The sequence below is a fragment of the Streptomyces sp. 1-11 genome (assembly GCF_007176755.1).
GTDB lineage: Bacteria > Actinomycetota > Actinomycetes > Streptomycetales > Streptomycetaceae > Streptomyces.
Window position 1 is genome coordinate 55,362 of sequence record NZ_BJTV01000002.1, and the last position, 19,631, is coordinate 74,992.

Annotated in this window: 19 protein-coding genes; 7 read left to right on the plus strand and 12 right to left on the minus strand. The window is 73.8% G+C overall.

Going from position 1 to position 19,631, the window contains the following annotated elements:
• Nucleotides 1–20 precede the first annotated feature (20 nt).
• Nucleotides 21–431 carry a RodZ family helix-turn-helix domain-containing protein gene (locus TNCT1_RS04585; protein WP_143628478.1) on the minus strand — a complete coding sequence of 137 codons (411 nt, stop codon included), beginning with the start codon at nt 429–431 and terminating at the stop codon, nt 21–23.
• Nucleotides 432–660: 229 nt separating this feature from the next.
• Here TNCT1_RS04585 and TNCT1_RS04590 point away from each other — a divergent pair, with 229 nt between their 5' ends.
• Nucleotides 661–1,548: an RNA polymerase sigma factor SigF gene (locus TNCT1_RS04590; RefSeq protein WP_143628480.1), complete on the plus strand. Its 888-nt coding sequence runs from the start codon at nt 661–663 to the stop codon at nt 1,546–1,548.
• A 132-nt stretch (nt 1,549–1,680) separates the two neighbouring features.
• On the opposite strand, the gene TNCT1_RS04595 is transcribed toward TNCT1_RS04590, so the two are convergent.
• Nucleotides 1,681–2,133 carry an ATP-binding protein gene (locus tag TNCT1_RS04595; protein WP_143628483.1) on the minus strand — a complete coding sequence of 151 codons (453 nt, stop codon included), beginning with the start codon at nt 2,131–2,133 and terminating at the stop codon, nt 1,681–1,683.
• A gap of 217 nt (nt 2,134–2,350) precedes the next feature.
• On the opposite strand from TNCT1_RS04595, the gene TNCT1_RS04600 reads away from it, so the two are divergent.
• Nucleotides 2,351–3,664 (plus strand): streptophobe family protein, encoded by a 1,314-nt coding sequence (locus TNCT1_RS04600; protein WP_143628485.1) that lies wholly within the window; start codon nt 2,351–2,353, stop codon nt 3,662–3,664.
• Nucleotides 3,665–3,667: 3 nt separating this feature from the next.
• Here the strand turns inward: TNCT1_RS04600 and TNCT1_RS04605 are convergent, their stop codons facing one another.
• Both TNCT1_RS04605 and TNCT1_RS04610 read right to left on the minus strand, forming a co-directional pair.
• Nucleotides 3,668–6,079: an FHA domain-containing protein gene (locus TNCT1_RS04605; protein WP_143628487.1), complete on the minus strand. Its 2,412-nt coding sequence runs from the start codon at nt 6,077–6,079 to the stop codon at nt 3,668–3,670.
• Between the two features lie 97 nt (nt 6,080–6,176).
• The gene (locus tag TNCT1_RS04610) at nt 6,177–6,587 is read right to left on the minus strand and encodes a hypothetical protein (protein ID WP_143628490.1); all 411 of its coding nucleotides are present in this window, start codon (nt 6,585–6,587) and stop codon (nt 6,177–6,179) included.
• Between the two features lie 311 nt (nt 6,588–6,898).
• Between TNCT1_RS04610 and TNCT1_RS04615 the strand changes: the two genes are divergently transcribed.
• On the plus strand, nt 6,899–7,270 hold the full coding sequence (locus tag TNCT1_RS04615) for a nuclear transport factor 2 family protein (RefSeq protein WP_143628493.1): 372 nt from the start codon (nt 6,899–6,901) through the stop codon (nt 7,268–7,270).
• 290 nt (nt 7,271–7,560) lie between these two features.
• Here the strand turns inward: TNCT1_RS04615 and mgrA are convergent, their stop codons facing one another.
• Nucleotides 7,561–8,553 carry an L-glyceraldehyde 3-phosphate reductase gene (mgrA, locus tag TNCT1_RS04620; RefSeq protein WP_143628496.1) on the minus strand — a complete coding sequence of 331 codons (993 nt, stop codon included), beginning with the start codon at nt 8,551–8,553 and terminating at the stop codon, nt 7,561–7,563.
• A 111-nt stretch (nt 8,554–8,664) separates the two neighbouring features.
• Between mgrA and TNCT1_RS04625 the strand changes: the two genes are divergently transcribed.
• Both TNCT1_RS04625 and TNCT1_RS04630 read left to right on the plus strand, forming a co-directional pair.
• A complete protein-coding gene (locus tag TNCT1_RS04625) occupies nt 8,665–9,555 on the plus strand; it encodes a LysR substrate-binding domain-containing protein (protein ID WP_143628499.1) in 891 nt (296 codons plus the stop codon).
• Nucleotides 9,556–9,626: 71 nt separating this feature from the next.
• Entirely contained in the window at nt 9,627–10,142 is a 516-nt protein-coding gene (locus TNCT1_RS04630) for a DinB family protein (protein WP_143628502.1), read from the plus strand.
• Here the strand turns inward: TNCT1_RS04630 and TNCT1_RS04635 are convergent.
• The 6 genes from TNCT1_RS04635 to TNCT1_RS35760 all read right to left on the minus strand — a co-directional run bounded on the left by TNCT1_RS04635 (nt 10,124) and on the right by TNCT1_RS35760 (nt 14,513).
• Nucleotides 10,124–11,194, minus strand: coding sequence for an adenosine deaminase (locus TNCT1_RS04635; RefSeq protein ID WP_143628505.1), 1,071 nt, complete (start codon nt 11,192–11,194; stop codon nt 10,124–10,126). The two genes, TNCT1_RS04630 and TNCT1_RS04635, sit on opposite strands and share 19 nt — an antisense overlap.
• A gap of 53 nt (nt 11,195–11,247) precedes the next feature.
• Entirely contained in the window at nt 11,248–11,640 is a 393-nt protein-coding gene (locus tag TNCT1_RS04640; protein WP_143628508.1) for a VOC family protein, read from the minus strand.
• Nucleotides 11,641–11,759: 119 nt separating this feature from the next.
• Nucleotides 11,760–12,689, minus strand: coding sequence for a M48 family metalloprotease (locus TNCT1_RS04645; RefSeq protein ID WP_143628511.1), 930 nt, complete (start codon nt 12,687–12,689; stop codon nt 11,760–11,762).
• Nucleotides 12,686–13,057: a BlaI/MecI/CopY family transcriptional regulator gene (locus tag TNCT1_RS04650; protein WP_143628513.1), complete on the minus strand. Its 372-nt coding sequence runs from the start codon at nt 13,055–13,057 to the stop codon at nt 12,686–12,688. Before TNCT1_RS04650 ends, TNCT1_RS04645 begins: the two co-directional genes overlap by 4 nt.
• 176 nt (nt 13,058–13,233) lie before the next feature.
• Nucleotides 13,234–14,139 carry an aldo/keto reductase gene (locus tag TNCT1_RS04655; RefSeq protein ID WP_143628515.1) on the minus strand — a complete coding sequence of 302 codons (906 nt, stop codon included), beginning with the start codon at nt 14,137–14,139 and terminating at the stop codon, nt 13,234–13,236.
• 206 nt (nt 14,140–14,345) lie between these two features.
• The gene (locus TNCT1_RS35760) at nt 14,346–14,513 is read right to left on the minus strand and encodes a hypothetical protein (protein WP_174266149.1); all 168 of its coding nucleotides are present in this window, start codon (nt 14,511–14,513) and stop codon (nt 14,346–14,348) included.
• A 177-nt stretch (nt 14,514–14,690) separates the two neighbouring features.
• Between TNCT1_RS35760 and TNCT1_RS04660 the strand changes: the two genes are divergently transcribed.
• Together TNCT1_RS04660 and TNCT1_RS04665 are read left to right on the plus strand one after the other, a co-directional pair.
• Entirely contained in the window at nt 14,691–16,223 is a 1,533-nt protein-coding gene (locus TNCT1_RS04660) for an SDR family oxidoreductase (RefSeq protein ID WP_143628518.1), read from the plus strand.
• Nucleotides 16,224–16,308: 85 nt separating this feature from the next.
• The gene (locus TNCT1_RS04665) at nt 16,309–17,685 is read left to right on the plus strand and encodes a deoxyribodipyrimidine photo-lyase (RefSeq protein WP_143628520.1); all 1,377 of its coding nucleotides are present in this window, start codon (nt 16,309–16,311) and stop codon (nt 17,683–17,685) included.
• Between the two features lie 371 nt (nt 17,686–18,056).
• Here TNCT1_RS04665 and TNCT1_RS04670 read toward each other — a convergent pair whose 3' ends face one another.
• The gene (locus TNCT1_RS04670) at nt 18,057–19,529 is read right to left on the minus strand and encodes an APC family permease (RefSeq protein ID WP_143628523.1); all 1,473 of its coding nucleotides are present in this window, start codon (nt 19,527–19,529) and stop codon (nt 18,057–18,059) included.
• Between the last annotated feature and the right edge of the window lie 102 nt (nt 19,530–19,631).

Here is a 19,631-nt window from a genome sequence, read left to right on the forward strand (position 1 = left end):
CCGGGCCCCGGGCGGTCCGGTCAGGCCGCGAGGAGGAGCCCGGCGCGCGGCGCCCGGTGCGCGATGCGCTGAGCCGTGCTCGTCCGGCGTACCAGCTCGGACCGGGTGCGCGACAGGAGGTCGCCGAGGTCGAGGCCCAGGGCGCGGGCGGCGGCCGCGAGGACCTCGGAGGAGGCCTCCTTGCGGCCGCGCTCGATCTCGGAGAGGTAGGGCAGGGAGATGCGGGCGGCGTCGGCCACGTCCCTGAGCGTGCGCTCCTGGGCCTGCCGCTCGCGGCGCAGCACGTCCCCGACGAGGTCGCGCCACAGCGGCTCCGCGGGCGCCGGCCGCGGCGCGCCGGGGCGGGCGGACTCCGTGCTGCCGCGCTCGGCGCGGCCGGGTCCGGGGCGGAGGGGGATCACGCGGGCTTCGTCGCTCACCTTGTCGCTCACCCGGTCAGACTAGGGGCCGCCGCCGTCCGCGCGGCCGGACTCGCCCCGATTACCCCAGGGGCGAAATCCCGGAATCCCGCAGGCATGCATCCGCCATCCGGGGGTACCCGGCGCGTGAGCAGGCATGCGTCCCCGGAATCCGGGTATGCGGGGGAGACGCCACATGGGCAGGGATCGGACCACAGTCCGATGCGGCAGGCTCGAACCGTGACTGACGTGGGGAGAGGTAATGAAAACCGCCGGGATCCGGTCGGAGGCAGAGGCCGTCGAGAGGACCGAGCAGGACAGGACGGCAGAGGGGTCGCTGCCCGGTATCGCGGATCCCGCTGCCGTCGCGCCCCGTGACGCCCGGGAGCTGTCCCGCCAGTTCTTCCGCCGGCTGACGGAGCTGGAGGAGGGCACGCACGAGTACCAGTACGCGCGCAACACCCTCATCGAGATGAACATGTCGCTCGTGCGGTTCGCCGCGGGCCGTTTCCGCAACCGCGGCGACGACATGGAGGACATCGTCCAGACCGGCATGATCGGCCTGATCAAGGCCATCGACCGGTTCGAGCTCGCGCGCGAGGTCGAGTTCACCTCCTTCGCGCTGCCGTACATCGTGGGCGAGATCAAGCGGTTCTTCCGGGACACCACCTGGGCGGTGCACGTCCCGCGGCGGCTGCAGGAGATGCGCGTCGAGCTGGCGCGGGCCCGCGAGGAGCTGTCGAGCCGGCTGGACCGGGACCCGACGGTCGCCGAGCTGGCCACTCTCATGAACATCTCCGAGGACCAGGTGGTCGAGGCCCAGCTCGCCTCCAACGGCTACAACTCCGCCTCCCTGGACGCCGCGCTCACCGGCGACGGACCGGAGGACGGCGAGGCCGTGCTCGCCGACTTCATCGGCGTGGAGGAGGAGGGCCTGCGGCTCGTCGAGGACTTCCACGCGCTGGCCCCGCTCATGCACCAGCTCAGCGACCGGGACCGGCAGATCATCCACATGCGGTTCGTCGAGGAGGCGACCCAGGCGGAGATCGGGGAGCGGCTGGGCTGCTCCCAGATGCACGTGTCCCGGCTGATCAAGCGGATCATCACCCGGCTGCGCCAGGGGATGCTCGGCGAGCTCGGTTGCGCCTGACAGAACGCCACTACGTGAGCCCGGGCGCCTGGCGCCCGGGCTCACGTTTGTCATCCACCGGGACCGTCGCGGGGGCCCGTGTCCGAGGGGGTGTCCGGGGGTCCAGGGATCCGGGCCGGGGGCGCCGGAGGTTCACCGCTTCAGCTCGACCCGCGCGCACACCCGCTTGCCGACGGGTACGCGCTCCACGGTGACCTGCGCCGCCACGGCGTGCACGATCTCCAGACCGTGCCGGCCGACGCGCTCGGGGTTCTTCGGATAACGCCGGGGCAGGGTCGCGCTGCTGTCGTAGACCGCCACCGTGACCGCCGCGTCCGTGCCCTCCAGCTCCAGGATGTACGGGCCGCTGCTGTGCCGGTCCGCGTTGGTGACCAGCTCGCTCACGACGAGGAGCAGCTCACCGTCGGTGCGGCCGTCGATGCCCGCGCACCACTCGTGCCTGAGCTGCTCCATGAACTGGGCCGCGAAGGCGCGGGCCTCTGCGATGCAGCCGGGTTCGCCGGTGTAGTGCGCCGCCCGTCTCAGCGGCTCCACGGGTACGTCGAAACCAGTCGGTATCACTGCCCCGCCCAGGTGCTCGGTCATGCATGTCTCTCTCGGAAGGCCCGATCCGGCCGGTCAATGGTGCACATGTCCTCGTACCCAGAGCCGGGCCCGGCAGTCCCCCGGATGCGTTCGCCCACCGCGCACAGCCTGTCATGCCCGCTGATCACACCGCCGCCCGGGCCCCGGCGGGCCGTGAGGGCGCCGGACGGCTCATGCCGGCGGGCGGAGCGTGGCGGTCGTGCCTAGCCTGGCAAGGGTGAGCCCTGTGACCGCCGACGCGCCGCCCGCCGCCCGGCACGGCTGGCTGCGGGCGCTGCTGACGGTGCTGTCCGGGCTGGCCGCCATGTTCGTCCTCGCGGCGCTCGGGCTGTGGGCGGCCGGCGCCTCGCACCTGCCCGACGGCGCGTTCGCGCGGGTCGTCGTCGCGACCGTGGTGACTGCGGTCGGCGGCACCCTCGACCTCACCGGTGACGCGGGCCCGCTGGCGCGGACCCGGGCCGGCCTCACCGTCATGCCGCTCTCCGTCACCCTGGCCGGCGCCCTGCTGATCGGCGCCGGGTTCCTGCGTCCGCTGCGGCACCGGGCGGTCGCCTCGGCCAGGGAACTGGCCGGCTGGGCCGCCCGGCTCGCGGTGCTGTGGCTGCTCGCGCTGGTCGGCCTCGGCCTCGCCGCCCGCCAGACCTTCGCCGTGAACGTGGGCAACGGCGTGCTCAGCGACCTCACCGACCTGTTCGGCGGGGCGCCGACGATCGGCTTCGCCGCGAACGTGCCGCTGACCGTGCTGTTCGGGCTGCTGTGGCTGGCCGGCGTGCTGCTGCTCGCCCTGCTGGCCGCACCCGGCGCGCCGCTGCCCGCACGGCTGCTGCGGCTGAGCGGACCGGTGCGCCCGGCCGCCCACGCCATGATCCTGCTGCTGCTCGGGTACGTCGCCGTGGCGCTCGTGGTGGCCCTGGTGTCGGCGGCGACCCGCGGGCATCCCGCCGAGACGTTCGCGGTGATCCTGCTCGGCCTGCCCAACCTGGCCTGGCTCGCCCTCACCCTGGGCCAGGGCGCCACCTGGCACGGGCGGGTGGACGGCCCGTTCGGACTGCCGATGCCCCCGGTGCTGGACCACGTCCTGCGCACGCCGGACATCTCCACGCTGAACCTGCGCACCCTCACCGAGTACGACAGGGGCATGTGGTGGCTGCTGGTCGCCCAGGTGGTGCTGACCTCGGCGGTGGCCGTCGTGATGGCGGCACGGTGCCCGCCCGGGGTCCGGGCCTGGCAGCACGCGGTGCGGCTGGCCGTCGCTCTGGCCCTGACCGTCCTGATGGTCTGCCTGCTCTGCCGGATCTCGGCGCATTACGGCCTGTCGCTGCTCGGCATCGGGGATCTGGGCGGCGGCCTGTCCGGGGAGCTGCTCCTCAGGCCCCGGCTGTGGCAGGCGGTGGGCCTGGGCGCCCTGTGGGGGCTGGTCCTCGGCTTCCTGGGCGCCCTGCCCACCCGGCGGACGCTCCGGCGGGGCCGGGTCGACACGCCCGGGGAGCCGGCCGGACCGAGCGCGTCACCAGGGCCGGGTCCGCCGTAGCCGTCATCGGGCCGCCCGTCTGCGCATCACGGCGGGTTCCTGCCGGCGCAGCAGCAGGGCGACCACCACGCCGTAGGCGATGGAGAGCACCAGCAGCATGCCCAGGTCCAGCAGCCAGATCCCGGTGGAGTGCCGGAACAGCGGGTCGGAGGTGGCGGTGCCGGGCGCGATCCGGGCCAGCCCGAGCGTGCCGGCCATGGCGCCGAGCGCCCAGCGGGCGGGCACCAGCCAGGACACTTCCTCGAGCCCGAGCACCCCGTGCAGCGGCAGCAGGGCGCCGCAGAAGACGACCTGGACGATGGCGAGCAGCACCAGCAGCGGCATCGTCACCTCCTCCTTGCGCACCACTGCGGAGATCAGCAGGCCGAGCATCATCGCCGAGAAGGCCAGCAGCGCGACGGCGACGGTGATCTCGGCGAGCGGTGGGAGCAGGACGCCCCGGCCGCCGGGGGCGTTCAGGTCGACGCCGAGCAGGGCGACCTGGGTGAGGACGACGGCCTGGACCACCGTGACCGTGCCGAGCACCACCACCTTGGACATCAGGTAGGCCGTTCTGGGCAGGCCGACGGCGCGTTCGCGCCGGTACACCGCCCTTTCCTTGACGAGTTCGCGCACCGCGTTGGCGGCTCCGGTGAGGACGGCGCCGACGCACAGGATGAGCAGCGTGTTCACCGCGGTGTTCTGGGTCAGCCGGCCGCCCGCCAGCGCCCGGGCCATGGCGCCCATGACGAACGGCAGCGCGATCATCACGGCGAGGAAGGTGCGGTCGGCGGCGAGGACGGCGGTGTAGCGGCGGACCAGGGTGCGCAGCTGGGCGCCCCAGCTGCGTGGGTGGAGCCCGGGCACGGGGACGGCCGGTGCGGCGGACGGCAGCGGGGGCTGGGGGGCGGCGTCGGTGACGTACTGCCGGTGGAACGGGGAGCCGCCGTACTCCCCCGCCCAGTCGCGGTCCTGGTCGCGGTCGAAGGCCTCGAAGGCCTCCGGCCACTGCTCGAAGCCGAAGAAGGCGAGGGCGTCGGCGGGCCGGCCGTAGTAGGCGACCCGGCCGCCGGGGGCGAGCACCAGCAGGCGGTCGCAGACGTCGAGGCTGAGCACGCTGTGCGTGACGACGATGACGGTGCGGCCGTCGTCGGCCAGGCCGCGCAGCATGTGCATGACCGACCGGTCCATTCCCGGGTCCAGTCCGGAGGTCGGCTCGTCGAGGAAGAGCAGCGACGGTTTGGTCAGCAGCTCCAGTGCCACGCTGACCCGCTTGCGCTGGCCGCCGGACAGGCTGTGCACCGACTGACCGGCCCGCTTCTCCAGGCTCAGCTCGCGGATCACCTCGTCCACCCGGGCCCGCCGTTCGGCCGGCGCCGTGTCCCCGGGGAAGCGCAGCTCGGCGGCGTAGGACAGGGCGGCGCGCACGGTGAGCTGGGGGTGCAGGATGTCGTCCTGCGGGACGAGGCCGATGCGCCGGCACAGTTCGGCGTAGTCGTGGTAGAGGTCGCGGCCGTCGTAGAGCACGGTGCCGTGGTCGGCGGGCCGCTGCCCGGTGAGGGCGCCGAGCAGCGTCGACTTGCCGGAGCCGCTCGGCCCGACCACTCCGAGCAGGCACTTCTCCCCCACCGGGAAGGAGACGTGGTCGAGGATGACCTTTTCGCCGCCGTCGACGGTGACGGTGACCGTGAGGTCCTGCACGTCGAGCGAGACCTCCCCGGTGTCGACGTACTCCTGCAGTTCGTGGTCGACCAGGCAGTAGGTGACGTGGCCGATGCCGACGAGGTCGCCGGGGCCGATCGTGGCGCGGGTGACCGGGGTGCCGTTGAGGTAGGTGCCGTTGTGGCTGCCGAGGTCGGCTATCTCGTAGCTGCCGTCGGTGTGGTGCCGCAGCTCGGCGTGGTGGCGGGAGACGGTCAGGTCGTCGACGACGAGGTCGTTGTCCTCGCCCCGGCCGATGCGGACGGTGCGCACGGGCAGCGGACGGACACTGCTCGGGGCGCGGTAGGTGTGGGTGAGCTCGGGGTGCGACACGGTGGCGGGGCCGTGCTCGGCGTGCTCGTCGTGTTCCCCGTGTTCCTCGCGTTCGTCGCGCCCGGCATGCCCGGTGTTTTCGGACGGGCCCACGGGGACCGCGCGGGGGCCGTCGGAGGGGTTGCCGAAGCGGATGACGGTGCCGGGGCGGACGTCCCACTCCTCGATGCGGCGGCCGTCGGCGAAGGTGCCGTTGGTGCTCTGCGCGTCCCGCAGCGTCCAGCGGTCGCGGTCGCAGTGCAGCACCGCGTGGTGCCACGAGACCCGGTCGTCGTCGAACACGATGTCGCTCAGCGGGTCACGCCCGACGAGGTAGTCCTGCCCCGGGTTCATCACCGTGGAGCCCACGTCGGTCTCGAGCACGAGTTCGGGCGCCGTCGGGGCGATTGGCCGCTCCGCCATGTCCAAAATTGTACCGATTAGCCCATCCGTGTGCCCGGGCGGCCCACCCCCTCGACCCGGGCGGCCGGCGTCGCACGGGCGGGCGCCCCGGCACGGGTCAGGCGACGGGCATGACGAGCGCCGGGAGGGTGCGCTGCATCCGCAGCGCGTCCACCGACTCGGCGAGCAGTTCGTACTCGGTGGTGTCGTCGCTGGCGGCGATCCGCACCAGCCGCCCGCCCGCCAGTTCGTCCGCGATCAGCTCCTGCCGGGCGTCGTCCGCGCACCAGGCGCGCAGCAGGGCCGGCACGTCGGCCACCGTGTCCGCCACGGGGACCAGCGCGGCCGCCGGGAAGGCGGAGTCCTGGGGGCTCGGGTCGAGCCGCTCGGCGATCCAGGACGCCCGGTCCCGCAGCCACCACAGGGCCAGTGCCAGCGTCGGCGCGCGATAGGTGCCGAGCGGGACGCCGATGCGCCGCCCGTCGCACATGCCGTACGCGGTTACGTGGCACAGGAATTCGTCGTGCACGATCACTCCCCCGTCGCCTCGCTGGTGTGCCGGCCGGCCCTCGCTCTCCGTGCGGCTCCTGTGCGGTGAAGTGCCCCTGACATTCGAGTATCGCCACTCATGAAACACTGTCACCATTACTTTCCGGCCAGTCTCCTGGCATATTCACCGCGTTCTCTGGCCGAAATACCACGGGTATACGAAGGCTCGTCATTACCCCGCAGGTAATCGACCCGCCACGCGCCGCTCGGGCATGGTGGTCACACCGGATCGGCGAATCCCGGATCCGGTTCCTGACCAGCGATTACGACCTCGATGGAGGCTGATTCACCATGTCCGCGAACTACGAGAGCGCCGTCGCCCGTTACTTCGAGGCCTGGAACGCCACCGAGCCGGAGGCGCTGCGCAAGGCGGTCGCCGCGGCCTGGACGGAGGACGGCGGCTACACCGACCCGCTGGCCGAGGTGCGCGGTCACGAGGGGATCGCGGCCGTGATCACGGCGGTCCACGAGCAGTTCCCCGGTTTCGTGTTCCGTCCGCTCGGCGCGGTGGACGGGCACCACGACATCGCCCGCTTCGGCTGGGAGCTGGTCGACGAGGCGGGCTCGGCCCCGGTGGCCGGGTTCGACGTGATCACCCTGGACGGCGAGGGGCGCATCCGGCAGGTGCTGGGATTCCTGGACCGGGTGCCCCCGATGGCCTGAGACTGGGCCGGTCACGACATCAAGCGGAATTCGGTGCCCGGAATTCACGGACGCACCGCGGCAGCGTGCGCGAAAAGCGCGGAAGCGGCGGCCGGACCCGTCAGGTCCGGCCGCCGCTTCCGGCGTTCCCAGCCATTGACCAACGGCTGTCTTCAGCCGCCCGTCACAGCTGTCTTCAGCCGTTCACCACGGCTGTCTTCGGCCGTTCACCACCGCTGTCTTCGGCCGTTCACCACGGCTGTCCTCGGCCGTTCGCCGCGGCTGTCCTCGGCCGTAGCGAACCGCTGTTCTCAGCCCTTCGTCAGGGCGTCGATGCGCGCCAGTTCCTCGTCGTCGAAGTCGAGGCGGCGCACCGCCCCGACACTGTCCTCGAGCTGCCCGGGGCTGCTGGCGCCGACCAGCGCGGAGGTGACCCGGCCGCCGCGCAGCACCCAGGCCAGGGCGAGCTGCGCCAGGGTCTGGCCGCGGGACTCGGCGATCTCGTTCAGGGCGCGCAGCCGGCCCACCAGGTCCTCGGTGACGGCGTCGGAGTTCAGGAACGGGCTGTCGCTCGCGGCCCGGGAGTCCTCCGGGATGCCGTCGAGGTAGCGCCCGGTGAGCAGGCCCTGCTCCAGCGGGGAGTAGACGACGGAGCCGGCCTGGAGTTCGTCCAGGGCGTCCAGCAGGCCCTCGTCCTCGGGGCGCCGGTCGAGCATCGAGTAGCGCGGCTGGTGGACGAGCAGCGGGGTGCCGAGACCGGCGAGGATCCGGGCGGCCTCACGGGTCTGCTCGGCGGAGTAGTTGGAGACGCCGACGTAGAGCGCCTTGCCCTGCTGCACCGCCGTGTGCAGGGCGCCCATCGTCTCCTCCAGGGGAGTGTCCGGGTCGAAGCGGTGCGAGTAGAAGATGTCGACGTAGTCCAGGCCCATGCGCTGCAGGCTCTGGTCGAGCGAGGACAGCAGGTACTTGCGCGAGCCCCATTCGCCGTACGGGCCGGGCCACATCAGGTAGCCGGCCTTGGTGGAGATCACCAGCTCGTCGCGGTACGGGGTGAAGTCGGCCTTCAGGGCCTCGCCGAGCGCGGACTCGGCGGCGCCGGGCGGCGGGCCGTAGTTGTTGGCCAGGTCGAAGTGGGTGACGCCCAGGTCGAAGGCGCGGCGCAGGATGGCGCGCTGGGTCTCGGCGGGCCGGCCGGGCCCGAAGTTGTGCCACAGGCCGAGCGACAGCGCGGGGAGCTTCAGGCCGCTGCGTCCCGTGCGCCGGTAGGGCATGTCGGCGTAGCGGTCGGGGTGTGCGGTGTACAACGCGACTCCAGAGGGGTTGGCACAAGATCTACCAGTTCCACTCTTCACCGAACGGCGGGCAGCGGTCCAACAGGAGAATCCGATGGTATTCAGCGGATAGGGTTCTCAATCATGGAACTGCGCCATCTCCAGCACTTCGTCGCGGTCGCCGAGGACCAGCACTTCACCCGGGCCGCCGAGCGGCTCATGGTGTCCCAGTCCGGCCTGTCGGCCTCGATCCGGGCGCTGGAGCGGGAGCTGCGGGCGCCGCTGTTCGTGCGGACCACCCGCCGGGTGACGCTCACCGAGGCGGGGCGTGCGCTGCTGGCGGAGGCCGAGCGGATCCTCGCGCAGGTGCGGTCGGCGCACGAGGCGGTGGCGGCGGTGCAGGGCGTGCTGCGCGGCACCCTGGCGCTGGGCACCGAGCAGTGCATCGCCGGGGTGCATGTGGCGGGGCTGCTGGCGGCCTTCCGGCGCCGGCATCCGGACGTGGAGATCCGGCTGCGGCAGGCGGGGTCGGGGGAGCTGGCCGAGGAGGTGGCCGCCGGGCGACTGGACCTGGCCTTCGCCTACCGCACCCAGGCGGACAGCGACCAGCTCCGCTCGGTGTCGCTGACCAGCGAGCCCATGACGGTGCTGTGCCACCCGAGCCACCGGCTCGCCACGGCGGGCGCGGTGCCCGCTCCCGACGACCTGTCCGGCGAGGTCTTCGTGGACTTCCACCCGGACTGGGGCCCGCGCCGCACCACGGACGCCGCCTTCGCCGCGGCCGGTGTCCGGCGCACGGTCGCGCTGGAGGTGAACGACGTGCACAGCCTGCTGGACCTGGTCGACGAGAACCTCGGCATCGCCGTCGTCCCACGGCACTTCCGGCACAAGCGTCCCTCGCTCGCCGCACTGCCGGTGAAGGGGGCGGTCGAGGCCGAGTACGAGACCGTCGCGCTGCTCCCGCCGGAGCGGGCCACCAGCCCGGCGGCCCGCGCCCTGGTCGCCCTCCTGGAGCCGGACGGCGCGACTGACTGAGGGCGGCGCGCCGGTGCCCGGCCGGCCGGTAGCGGGCGCGTGGACGGGCGCGATGCGCGATGGTGGACGTCATGCATGCCAAGGACATCCTCATCGACGGCTACGGCCGCATCCAGGAAGAGGTCCACGCCGCCCTCGAGGGGCTGGGACCCGACGAGCTGCACTTCCGTCCCGCGCCCGACGCCAACTCCGCGGCCTGGCTCGTCTGGCACCTCACCCGGGTGCAGGACGACCACGTCGCCGACGCCTTCGGCCTCGACCAGGTGTGGCTCTCCCAGGGCTTCGAGAAGCGCTTCGGCCTCGACCTGCCCGCCCACGACACCGGTTACGGCCACGGCCCGGCGGAGGTCGGGAAGGTGCGGGTCGAGTCGGCCGGAGCGCTCACCGGGTACTACGACGCCGTGCACGAGCAGACGCTCGGTGCCCTGCGCGGCCTGGCCGCCAAGGACCTGGAACGGATCGTGGACGAGCGCTGGGACCCGCCGGTCACACTCGGCGCGCGCCTGGTGAGCGTCCTGTCCGACGATCTCCAGCATGTCGGACAGGCCGCCTACCTGCGGGGGCTGAGTCAGAGCGCGGCCGCGTAACCGGGCAGGACCACGTCCTCGATGAGCGCCCTGCGCTCGTCGAACGGGATGAACGCGCTCTTGACCGCGTTCACCGTGACCGTGCGCAGGTCCTCCACCGTCCAGCCGGCCTCCTCGACCAGCAGGGACATCTCCCGGGTCATCGTCGTCCCCGACACCAGCCGGTTGTCGGTGTTCAGGGTGACCCGGAAGCCGAGGTCCTTGAGCGCGGTGATCGGGTGCTCGGCGATCGAGGCGGCGGCGCCGGTCTGGAGGTTGGAGGTCGGGCACATCTCCAGCGGGATCCGCCGGTCGCGCACCCAGCCGGCCAGCCGGCCGAGCTTGCCGTCCACGATGTCCTCGGTGATGCGCACGCCGTGCCCGATGCGCTGGGCGCCGCACACCTGGAGGGCCTGGTGGATGCTGGGCAGGCCGTGCGCCTCGCCGGCGTGGATGGTGAACGGGACGCTCTCGCGGCGCAGGTGCTCGAAGGCGTCCAGGTGGTCGGCGGGCGGGAAGCCGTCCTCGGCGCCGGCGATGTCGAAGCCGACGACACCGGCGTCCCGGTAGGCGACGGCGAGGTCGGCGGCCTCGCGGACGCGGTCGAACATCCGCATGCCGCAGAGCAGGGTGCCCACGCGCACCGGGGTGCCCGCCGCGGCCGCCTTGGCCATGCCCGCGGCGAGGCCCTCCTGGACCGCCTCCACGACCTCGCTCAGCGACAGCCCGCCCCTGGTGTTCAGCTCGGGGGCGTAGCGGACCTCGGCGTACACGACGCCGTCGGCGGCGAGGTCGAGGACGTACTCCTCGGCGACCCGCAGCAGGCCCTCGCGGTTCTGCATGACGGCGAGGGTGTGCTCGAAGGTGGCGATGTAGCGGACCAGGTCGCCGGAGTTGGCGGCCTCGAAGTACCAGGCCGCCAGCTCGTCGGGGTCGGTGGCGGGCAGGGTGTGGCCGACCGCGGCGGCGAGTTCCACGACGGTGGCGGGGCGCAGGCCGCCGTCCAGGTGGTCGTGCAGGACGGCCTTGGGCAGGCTGCGGATGACGTCGGCGTCTACGCGCGTAGCGGTCATGGTGGTTCTTTCCTCGGGCGGATGGTTCGAAGTGCGGGGAGGCGGGCGGCGGGTCAGCCGGCGGGCTGCAGCAGGTCCCAGCGGTTGCCGTACAGGTCCTGGAAGACGGCGACCGTGCCGTACGCCTCGTGCCGCGGCTGCTCCAGGAAGGTGACGCCGGCGGCGGCCATGCGGGCGTGGTCGCGGGCGAAGTCGTCGGTGTGCAGGAAGAAGCCGACGCGGCCGCCGGTCTGGTCCCCGGTCCGGGCGCGCTGCCGCTCGTCCTTGGCCCGGGCCAGCAGCAGGCCGGTGCCCTGACCCGGTGCGTCCGGCTCCACGACGACCCAGCGGGAGCCGTCCGGCCGGGGCTCGTCCTCGGCCAGCCGGAACCCGAGGGCGCCGGTGTAGAAGCGGATGGCCTCGTCGTAGTCGTCCACGACGAGGGTGACCAGGGCAACGCGTCGCATCGGGGCCTTCCGGTGGGGTGGACTGGCGGGTGAGGTTATACGTAAAACCCAGCGAGCGCCAGTCACCGCCGCACAGGCGGGGGAACGCTGCCCGGCGGGACCGCCGGCCGGCGGTGCGGTTACGGGCTCTGATCGCCCTGGGCGACCTCGACCCGGTGGTGGACGTCGGCCAGACCGGCCGCCGAGGCCACGCAGGAGACGGCGGTGCAGGCGAGGAGCAGCGCGGCGACCGCGCGGCCGGCCCGGCCGGGGGCGCGCCCGTCGGCCAGCAGGGCCCGGACCCGCAGCGGGACGGGTCCCGCCGTCGCGCCCGCGGCGAAGGCGGGCCGCTCGGAGCGGCCGGCCTGGCCGGCGAGGGCGGCGCGGGCGATGGCGCGGGCGATCAGCCGCCGGTCCCCGACCCGGACCGCGGCGGCCTCGTCGGCGGCGCGCTCCGCGGCGAGCCGGATGGAGTCGCGGACCGGGCGCAGGGCCGGGTGGCAGTGTGCCGCGAGCTCGGCTGCGGCCAGGAAGTAGTGGTGGCCGCCCTCGTTGTGCGCGCGCTCGTGCGCGAACAGCGCCTCGCGCTCGGGGGCGTCGAGGCAGCGCAGCATGGCGGTGGTGACGACGATGCGGTGCGGGCGGCCGGGCAGCGCGTAGGCGTCGGGGCGGACGGAGTCCACCACGCACAGGTCGCCCGCCGCGGGCCCGCGCCCGGCCTCGGTGCGGGCGGCCCGGAAGGCGCGGGTCTGCCGCAGCACGGAGCGGGCCAGATTGTGGGCGCACACCGCGAGGGCGCCGACGGAGAGCGCGGCGGCGGGCAGGACCAAGAGGTCGGAGGCGGTGTGCAAGGGGTGGATCAGCTCGCCGAGCGCGGCGAACAGCGGCAGCTTGAGCAGGCCGGTCAGCAGGAAGAGGCCGAGCGCGCCCACCGAGCAGCCCGCCAGGACGACCGCGGACGCGGTGACCGCCCACAGCGCGGCGACCGGGGCGAGCCGGTCCAGCGCCCGCCGGGCGAGGGCCGGCAGGGCGAACGGCAGCAGCAGGGGCAGCAGCAGCAGTACGGTCATCGCTCGCCGGGTTCGAGCAGGTCCCGCAGGATGCGTTCGTCGTCGGGGCTGAGCTGGGCGACGAAGCGGGCGAGGACGGTCTCCCGGTCGCTGTCCCGGTCGAGTTCGGTGTGCATGCGGCGCGCGGTGAGGCCCTGGGCGTCCTGCACCGGGAAGTAGGCGTAGCCGCGCCCGTGGCGGTGCCGGGCGACGACGCCCTTGTCGTGCAGCCGGGTCAGGATGGTGGTGACCGTCGTGCGGGCGAGGCCGGTGCCGAGGCCGCGCTGCACCTGACCGGGGGTCTGGGGCGTGCCGGCGGCCCACAGGGCGGCCATCACGCTCGCTTCGAGTTCGCCGGCCGGCCTGCGCGCGTCCCTGGCGTCGGTCATCGGATCGTTCCTCACCCCGTCCTCCTCCGCGGCCCACAGGACCGGCGACGTCATTGTAGTCAACGGCCCTCGCACCCGTACCGTGGCCGCCCGCGCGCGGCCGCCGCCACTGGCGCCGAGGCGCCGGCGGCGCCGAGGCGCCGGCGGCGCCGAGGCGCCGGCGGCGCGTCCCGCGGTCAGGCGGCCCGGTCGCGGGCCGCGCCGAGCCGGGCGGCCTGCTCCCCGGTGAGGCGCAGCGCGCCGGCGGCGACGTTCTGCACGAGGTGGGCGGGGTCGCCGGTGCCGGGGATCGCCAGCACGTGCGGGCCCTGGTGCAGGGTCCAGGCGATGCGGATCTGGGCGGGGCTCACGCCGTACGCCCGGGCGGTGGAGAGGACCGCGTCGTCGTGGGCGGCGGTCGCGCCGTGCTCGCCCGCCGCGCCGGCGACCGCGTAGAACGGGACGAAGGCGATACCGCGCTCGCCGCACAGGCGCAGCACCTCGTCGCCTGCGGGGTCGGGCCGGTCCACCGCGTACCGGTTCTGCACGCACACCACCGGGGCGATCTCCAGGGCCTCGGCGAGGTGCCGCGGCTCGACGTTGGAGACGCCCAGGTGGCGGACCAGTCCCGCCTCGCGCAGTTCGGCGAGGGCGCCGAAGTGCTCGGCGATCGAGTCCTGGCTCTGGCGGCGGTAGTTGACCACGTCGAGGTGGTCCCGGCCGAGCTGGCGCAGGTTCTCCTCGACCTGTCCGCGCAGCTGGTCGGGGCGGGCCGCGGTGCCCCACTCGCCCTGCGGGTCGCGGTGCGGGCCGACCTTGGTGGCGACGACCAGGCCGTCGGGGTACGGGGACAGCGCGGTGTTGATCAGCTCGTTCGCGGAGCGCAGGGAGGAGAAGTAGAAGGCCGCCGTGTCGATGTGGTTCACACCCAGTTCGACCGCCCTGCGCAGCACGGCGAGCGAACGCTCACGCTCGCTCGGGGTGCCGTGGTGGAAGGCGGCGCTGCCCGTCAGGCGCATCGCGCCGAGACCGATGCGGTGGACGGGCAGGTCGCCCAGGCGGAAGGTGCCCGCGGCGTCGGCGGTGATCGTTTCGGGGGTCATCGGCGGAGTCTCGCACGCGGCGGGCTCCAAGGTCACCGCGATTCCGCGCCACCGCCCGCCCCCGGGCTCCGCCGCAGCGTCCGGGGTCCGGGGTCCGCGGTACGGCGCGGTCCGCGGTTGCGCCGGACGGGTGCTCCGCGGTCGCCGGGCGGGCCGGGCCTCTGCGCCCGGCGCCCGCCGCGGGCGGCCGCTGCGGGCGGCCCGGGTCAGTCCTCGTCCTGGCCCGGCACCACGACCAGGAAGGCGTCCGACTTCAGGTCCATCACCACGGTCGCGGCCTCGCCCTGGGCGCGGCGTGCTGCCGCGTACTCCTCCGCGGGCCACGATCCGCGGGGGGATCCAGCGGGAAATCGCTCCAGTACCTGCGCGCTCATGGCGGCTCACACCTCCTGCGTCGGGGCCCGGTCCGGGCTGTCAGCGGCCCGTACTGTGCGCCTGCCCGGGAAGGGCGCCCTCATGTCCGCGCATCCGTGCGGCGTCTCCGCGTCGAAGAGCCGGACGGGGGGAACTCGGTAGCACCCCCCGACCGGCGGCACGAAGGGCGGAGACGAATGGACGGCGACGACGTGAAGGGCGGTGCCCGCTGCCTGGTGACGGGCGGCACGGGGTACATCGGCGGCCGGCTCGTCCCGGAACTCCTCGCCGCCGGGTACCGGGTCCGCTGCCTCGCCCGCTCCCCGGGCAAGCTCCGCGACCATCCCTGGGCCGGCGACATCGAGGTGGCGCACGGCGACGTCACCGACGCCGGCTCCGTCGCGGAGGCCATGCGGGACGTCGACGTGGCCTACTACCTGGTCCACGCCCTCGTCACCGGCGCCGGTTTCGAGAAGACCGACCGCGAGGCGGCCCGGATCTTCGGCGAACAGGCCCGGGCGGCCGGCGTGAAGCGCATCGTCTACCTGGGCGGGCTGACCCCCGAGGGCGTGCCGGAGCACGAGCTCTCCCCGCACCTGCGGTCCCGCGCCGAGGTCGGCCGCATCCTCATGGACTGCGGGGTGCCCACCGCGGTGCTGCGCGCGGCCGTGATCATCGGTTCCGGCTCGGCCTCGTTCGAGATGCTGCGCTACCTCACCGAGCGGCTGCCCGTCATGGTCACCCCGAGCTGGGTGCACACCCGCATCCAGCCCATAGCCGTACGGGACGTGCTGCGCCTCCTGGTCGGAAGCGCGCATCTGCCCGCGGAGGTGAACCGGACCTTCGACATCGGCGGCCCCGACGTCCTCACGTACCGTGAGATGATGGTCCGCTACGCGGAGATCGCGGGGCTGCCGCGCCGGGTGATCCTGCCCGTGCCGGTCCTCACCCCGACGCTGTCCAGCCACTGGGTCGGCCTCGTCACACCGGTGCCCGCCTCCATCGCCCGGCCGCTGGCGGAGTCGCTGCGCCACGAGGTGGTCTGCCACGAGCGCGACATCGAGGGCTACCTGCCGTACCCGCCGGGGCGGCCGCTGCCCGTCGACGAGTCCGTACGGCTGGCGCTGCAGCGGGTGCGCGACGCCCAGGTGGTGACCCGCTGGACGTCGGCCTCGGTGCCGGGAGCGCCGAGCGACCCGCTGCCCACCGACCCCGACTGGGCGGGCGGCAGCCTGTACACGGACGTCCGGGAGGCCTCGGTGGACGCCCCGCCCGAGGCGCTGTGGCGGGTCGTCGAGGGGGTGGGCGGCGAGAACGGCTGGTACTCCTTCCCGCTCGCCTGGGCGCTGCGCGGCTGGCTCGACCGGATGGCGGGCGGGGTCGGACTGCGCCGCGGCCGCCGGGACGCGCAGCGACTGCGGGTCGGCGACTCCCTGGACTTCTGGCGGGTGGAGGAGATCGTGCCGGGGCGCCTGCTGCGGCTGCGCGCCGAGATGCGGCTGCCGGGGCTGGCCTGGCTGGAGATGTACGTGGAGCCGGAGGGCACCGGACGCAGCCGGTACCGGCAGCGCGCGCTGTTCCATCCGCACGGGCTGCTCGGCCAGGCCTACTGGTGGGGCGTCTCGCCGTTCCACGCCGTGGTGTTCGGCGGGATGGCGCGCAACATCGCCCGCGCCGCCGCCACCACCGCCCCGCTCCCCCGGCGTCGGGAACGGACGCCCGCGCGCTGACGCCCCGCATCCACCGGGCGCCGCGGAACGGAAGCAAGCAGCGTCCGCTGCCCGACCCCACGCCCCGACGCCCCGGAGCCGCACCATGAACGTCTCGGTCGTCCTGTTCACCGCCGACCTGCGCCTGCACGACCATCCGCCGCTGCGGGCGGCGCTGGACGGCACCCGGCACGTGGTGCCGCTGTTCGTGCGGGACCGGGGAGTGGACGAGGCCGGATACGCGGCGCCCAACCGGCTGGCGTTCCTCGCCGACTGCCTGCGCGACCTGGACGCGGGGCTGCGCCTGCGGGGCGGCCGGCTGGTGCTGCGCTCCGGCGACCTGGTCGAGGAGGTGTGCAAGGTGGTCACCGAGGCCGACGCCGACGAGGTGCACATGGCCGCCGACGTGAGCGCCTACGCGCACCGCCGGGAGGAGCGGCTGCGCCGGGCCCTGGAGGCCGACGGACGCCGGCTGCACGTGCACGACACGGTGACCACGGCGCTGACCCCGGGGGCGGTGACGCCCGCCTCCTCGGACCACTTCGCGGTGTTCACGCCGTACTACCGGCAGTGGTCGAAGGCGCGGCTGCGCGACCCGCTCGGCGCGCCGCGCGCGATCCGGGTGCCGGAGGGCGTCGGGTCCGAGGAGCTCTTCTCCCGGGCGGGGGTGGCGGGCGTGTCCGAGGGGCTGGCCGAGGGCGGGGAGGTGCTCGGCCGCAAGCTGGTCACCGCCTGGCTGCGCCGCGGTGTCGAGCGGTACGAGGAACGGCACGACGACCTGGCCGGCGACGGGACGAGCCGGCTCTCCCCGCACCTGCACTTCGGCACCCTCTCCCCCGTGGAACTGGTGCACCGCGCCCGCCGGACGGGCGGGCCGGGCGCCGAGGCGTTCGTACGACAGCTCGCCTGGCGCGACTTCCACCGCCAGGTGCTGGCGGCCCGGCCGGACGCCTCCACCGCCGACTACCGGCCCAAACACGACCGCTGGCGAACCGAGCGGACGGCACGGGAGGACATCGAGGCGTGGCGGGAGGGGCGTACGGGTTATCCGATCGTCGACGCCGCGATGCGGCAGCTCCGGCACGAGGGGTGGATGCACAACCGCGGCCGGCTGCTGGCCGCCAGTTTCCTGGCCAAGACGCTCTACGTGGACTGGCGGGTGGGCGCCCGGCACTTCCTCGCGCTGCTGGTCGACGGGGACGTGGCGAACAACCAGCTCAACTGGCAGTGGATGGCCGGCACCGGCACGGACACCCGTCCCAACCGCGTCCTCAACCCGGTCACCCAGGGCAAGCGGTACGACCCCGACGGGGCGTACGTGCGTCGCTGGGTGCCCGAACTCGGGCCGCTGCGCGGGGCGTCGGCGCACGAGCCGTGGAAGCTGACCGGGCCGGACCGGGCCGCGCTGGACTACCCGGACCCGGTCGTCGATCTCTCCGAGGGCCTGGCCAGGTTCAGACGGGCCCGCGGCCGTGAGGACTGAGGACGCGGCGGCCGCCGGGTCCGGCGCGTGCAGACCCTACACATCAGGAGAAAACGGGGGCAGAATGCGGAGGAGTGGCGCATATCGACCTAGGTGTGATCGTGAACCATGTGTGATCGGCACGCCGGCGGTCTTCCCCGTGGCAGCGGGTGCCGGTACCGCCGCGAGGAGCGCCCCGCGAGCGTAGAGAGGCCGGCCACAGAGAGACCGGCCGTTGGGAGAAGGGTTCCCCGAGTACGGACGCGAGGGAAGGAGGACCAGGCGAAAAGCGAAGGACACGAAGAATGCGGGGCCGGTCCGCCCGGGCGGACCGGCCTCCCCATGTCACCGGCCTCCCCATGTCACCGGCGGCTCGCGCCGCCCGGTGGCGTTCAGCCCGCTTCCAGGGCCGTGCCCTCCTCGGCGGTCCGGTCCGTGGCCTTCTGGGCGTCGTCGGGCTCCTCGGCCTCCTGGGGACCGAACGGCCACGCCCGCTCCAGCCGTGCCCAGACGAGGAAGGCGGCGCAGCCGAGGGCCAGCCACGCCAGGGACCATTCGACGGGATGGCGGCCCGGTGAGTTCTCGTCGGCGTAGCCGTAGATGACGCACCAGCCCGTGAAGGCGATGACGGCGGGCAGCGGGTAGAGCCACATCCGGTAGGGGCGGCTCAGTGCGGGCCGGCGTCTGCGCAGCACGGCCAGGGCGATGATCTGGGCCAGCGCCTGGACGATGACCATCACCGTGGTGAGGAGCTGGATCAGGGTCGCGAGGTCGGTGTGCCGGCCGATCAGGAAGCCGATCGCGGTGATCACGCCCATGGTCGCCAGACCCAGCGCCGGGAACCGGTGCCGGGCGTGCAGCCTCGCGTACGGCCGGAAGAAGACCCGGTCGCGGGCGGCGTCGCAGGGCACCCGGGAGCCGCCCAGCAGGCCGGTGAAGACCGACGCGAAGGCCGTGACGAGGATCAGCACCGTGACGGCGTCGGCGGCCCCCCTGCCCCAGGTCCGCTCCAGCACGGCGGAGGCCACGGAGGTGGAGGCGATGTCGTGCGGATCGGTCATGCGGTGCCAGTCGACGACGCCCAGGGTGCCGATCTGCAGCAGCAGGTAGATGGCCATGATGCCGAGGATCGACAGGACGATGGAGCGCGGCAGGGTGCGGCCGGGGTCCTTGATCTCGGCGCCCATGTAGGCGGTGGTGTTGTAGCCGAGGTAGTCGTAGATGCCGATGGTCAGGCCCGCGGCGAAGCCCGGCCAGAAGTGGCCGGAGGTGACGTCGAGGGCGTGCCCCGGATAGGTGAAGGCGAGGTGCGGACTGAAGCCGGTGGCCGCGGCGGCGATCACCAGGAGCACCGAGGCGATCATCACGGCCCACATCACGGCGGTGATGCGGGCGATGTGCTCGATGCCGCGCCAGAGCAGGGCCACGACCAGGGCGATGACGCCGAGACCCACGAGGTCGCCGGAGGTTCGGCCGAGGCCGGGGGCGAGGTAGCCGAGGTACTGGACGAAGCCCACCACGCCGGTGGACATGATCAGCGGGACGAAGAGCATCGCCGTCCAGACGAACAGGAACGGCAGCAGCCGGCCGGTGCGGTGGCGGAAGGCCTGGCGGAGGTAGACGTACGTGCCGCCCGATCCCGGCATGGCGGCGCCCAGTTCGGCCCAGACCAGCCCGTCGCACAGGGCCAGCACGGCACCGGCGACGAAGCCGAGGACCGCCTGGGGTCCGCCGAACGCGCTCACCATCAGCGGGATGGTCACGAACGGCCCGATGCCGCACATCTGGCTCATGTTGATGGCCGTGGCCTGGAACGGGCCGACACGGCGGACGAAGCCGCCCGGGGGCCGCGGACTGCCGGACATGGGGACTCCTCACGCGACGGGCGTGCGGACCGCGCGGCAGCGGCCCGCCCGGCCGGGCCGGCCGGCGGATGAAGTTGTGCGGCCCCGCGACGCCGGACGGGC

Coding starts and splice junctions, on each gene's coding strand:
- TNCT1_RS04590 (WP_143628480.1), top strand. CDS start 661: ATGAAAACCGCCGGGATCCGGTCGGAGGCAGAGGCCGTCGAGAGGACC.
- TNCT1_RS04635 (WP_143628505.1), bottom strand. CDS start 11,194: ATGACCGCTACGCGCGTAGACGCCGACGTCATCCGCAGCCTGCCCAAG.
- TNCT1_RS04625 (WP_143628499.1), top strand. CDS start 8,665: ATGGAACTGCGCCATCTCCAGCACTTCGTCGCGGTCGCCGAGGACCAG.
- TNCT1_RS04645 (WP_143628511.1), bottom strand. CDS start 12,689: ATGACCGTACTGCTGCTGCTGCCCCTGCTGCTGCCGTTCGCCCTGCCG.
- TNCT1_RS04615 (WP_143628493.1), top strand. CDS start 6,899: ATGTCCGCGAACTACGAGAGCGCCGTCGCCCGTTACTTCGAGGCCTGG.
- TNCT1_RS04650 (WP_143628513.1), bottom strand. CDS start 13,057: ATGACCGACGCCAGGGACGCGCGCAGGCCGGCCGGCGAACTCGAAGCG.
- TNCT1_RS04595 (WP_143628483.1), bottom strand. CDS start 2,133: ATGACCGAGCACCTGGGCGGGGCAGTGATACCGACTGGTTTCGACGTA.
- TNCT1_RS04630 (WP_143628502.1), top strand. CDS start 9,627: ATGCATGCCAAGGACATCCTCATCGACGGCTACGGCCGCATCCAGGAA.
- TNCT1_RS04640 (WP_143628508.1), bottom strand. CDS start 11,640: ATGCGACGCGTTGCCCTGGTCACCCTCGTCGTGGACGACTACGACGAG.
- TNCT1_RS04655 (WP_143628515.1), bottom strand. CDS start 14,139: ATGACCCCCGAAACGATCACCGCCGACGCCGCGGGCACCTTCCGCCTG.
- TNCT1_RS04660 (WP_143628518.1), top strand. CDS start 14,691: ATGGACGGCGACGACGTGAAGGGCGGTGCCCGCTGCCTGGTGACGGGC.
- TNCT1_RS35760 (WP_174266149.1), bottom strand. CDS start 14,513: ATGAGCGCGCAGGTACTGGAGCGATTTCCCGCTGGATCCCCCCGCGGA.
- TNCT1_RS04605 (WP_143628487.1), bottom strand. CDS start 6,079: ATGGCGGAGCGGCCAATCGCCCCGACGGCGCCCGAACTCGTGCTCGAG.
- TNCT1_RS04670 (WP_143628523.1), bottom strand. CDS start 19,529: ATGTCCGGCAGTCCGCGGCCCCCGGGCGGCTTCGTCCGCCGTGTCGGC.
- TNCT1_RS04665 (WP_143628520.1), top strand. CDS start 16,309: ATGAACGTCTCGGTCGTCCTGTTCACCGCCGACCTGCGCCTGCACGAC.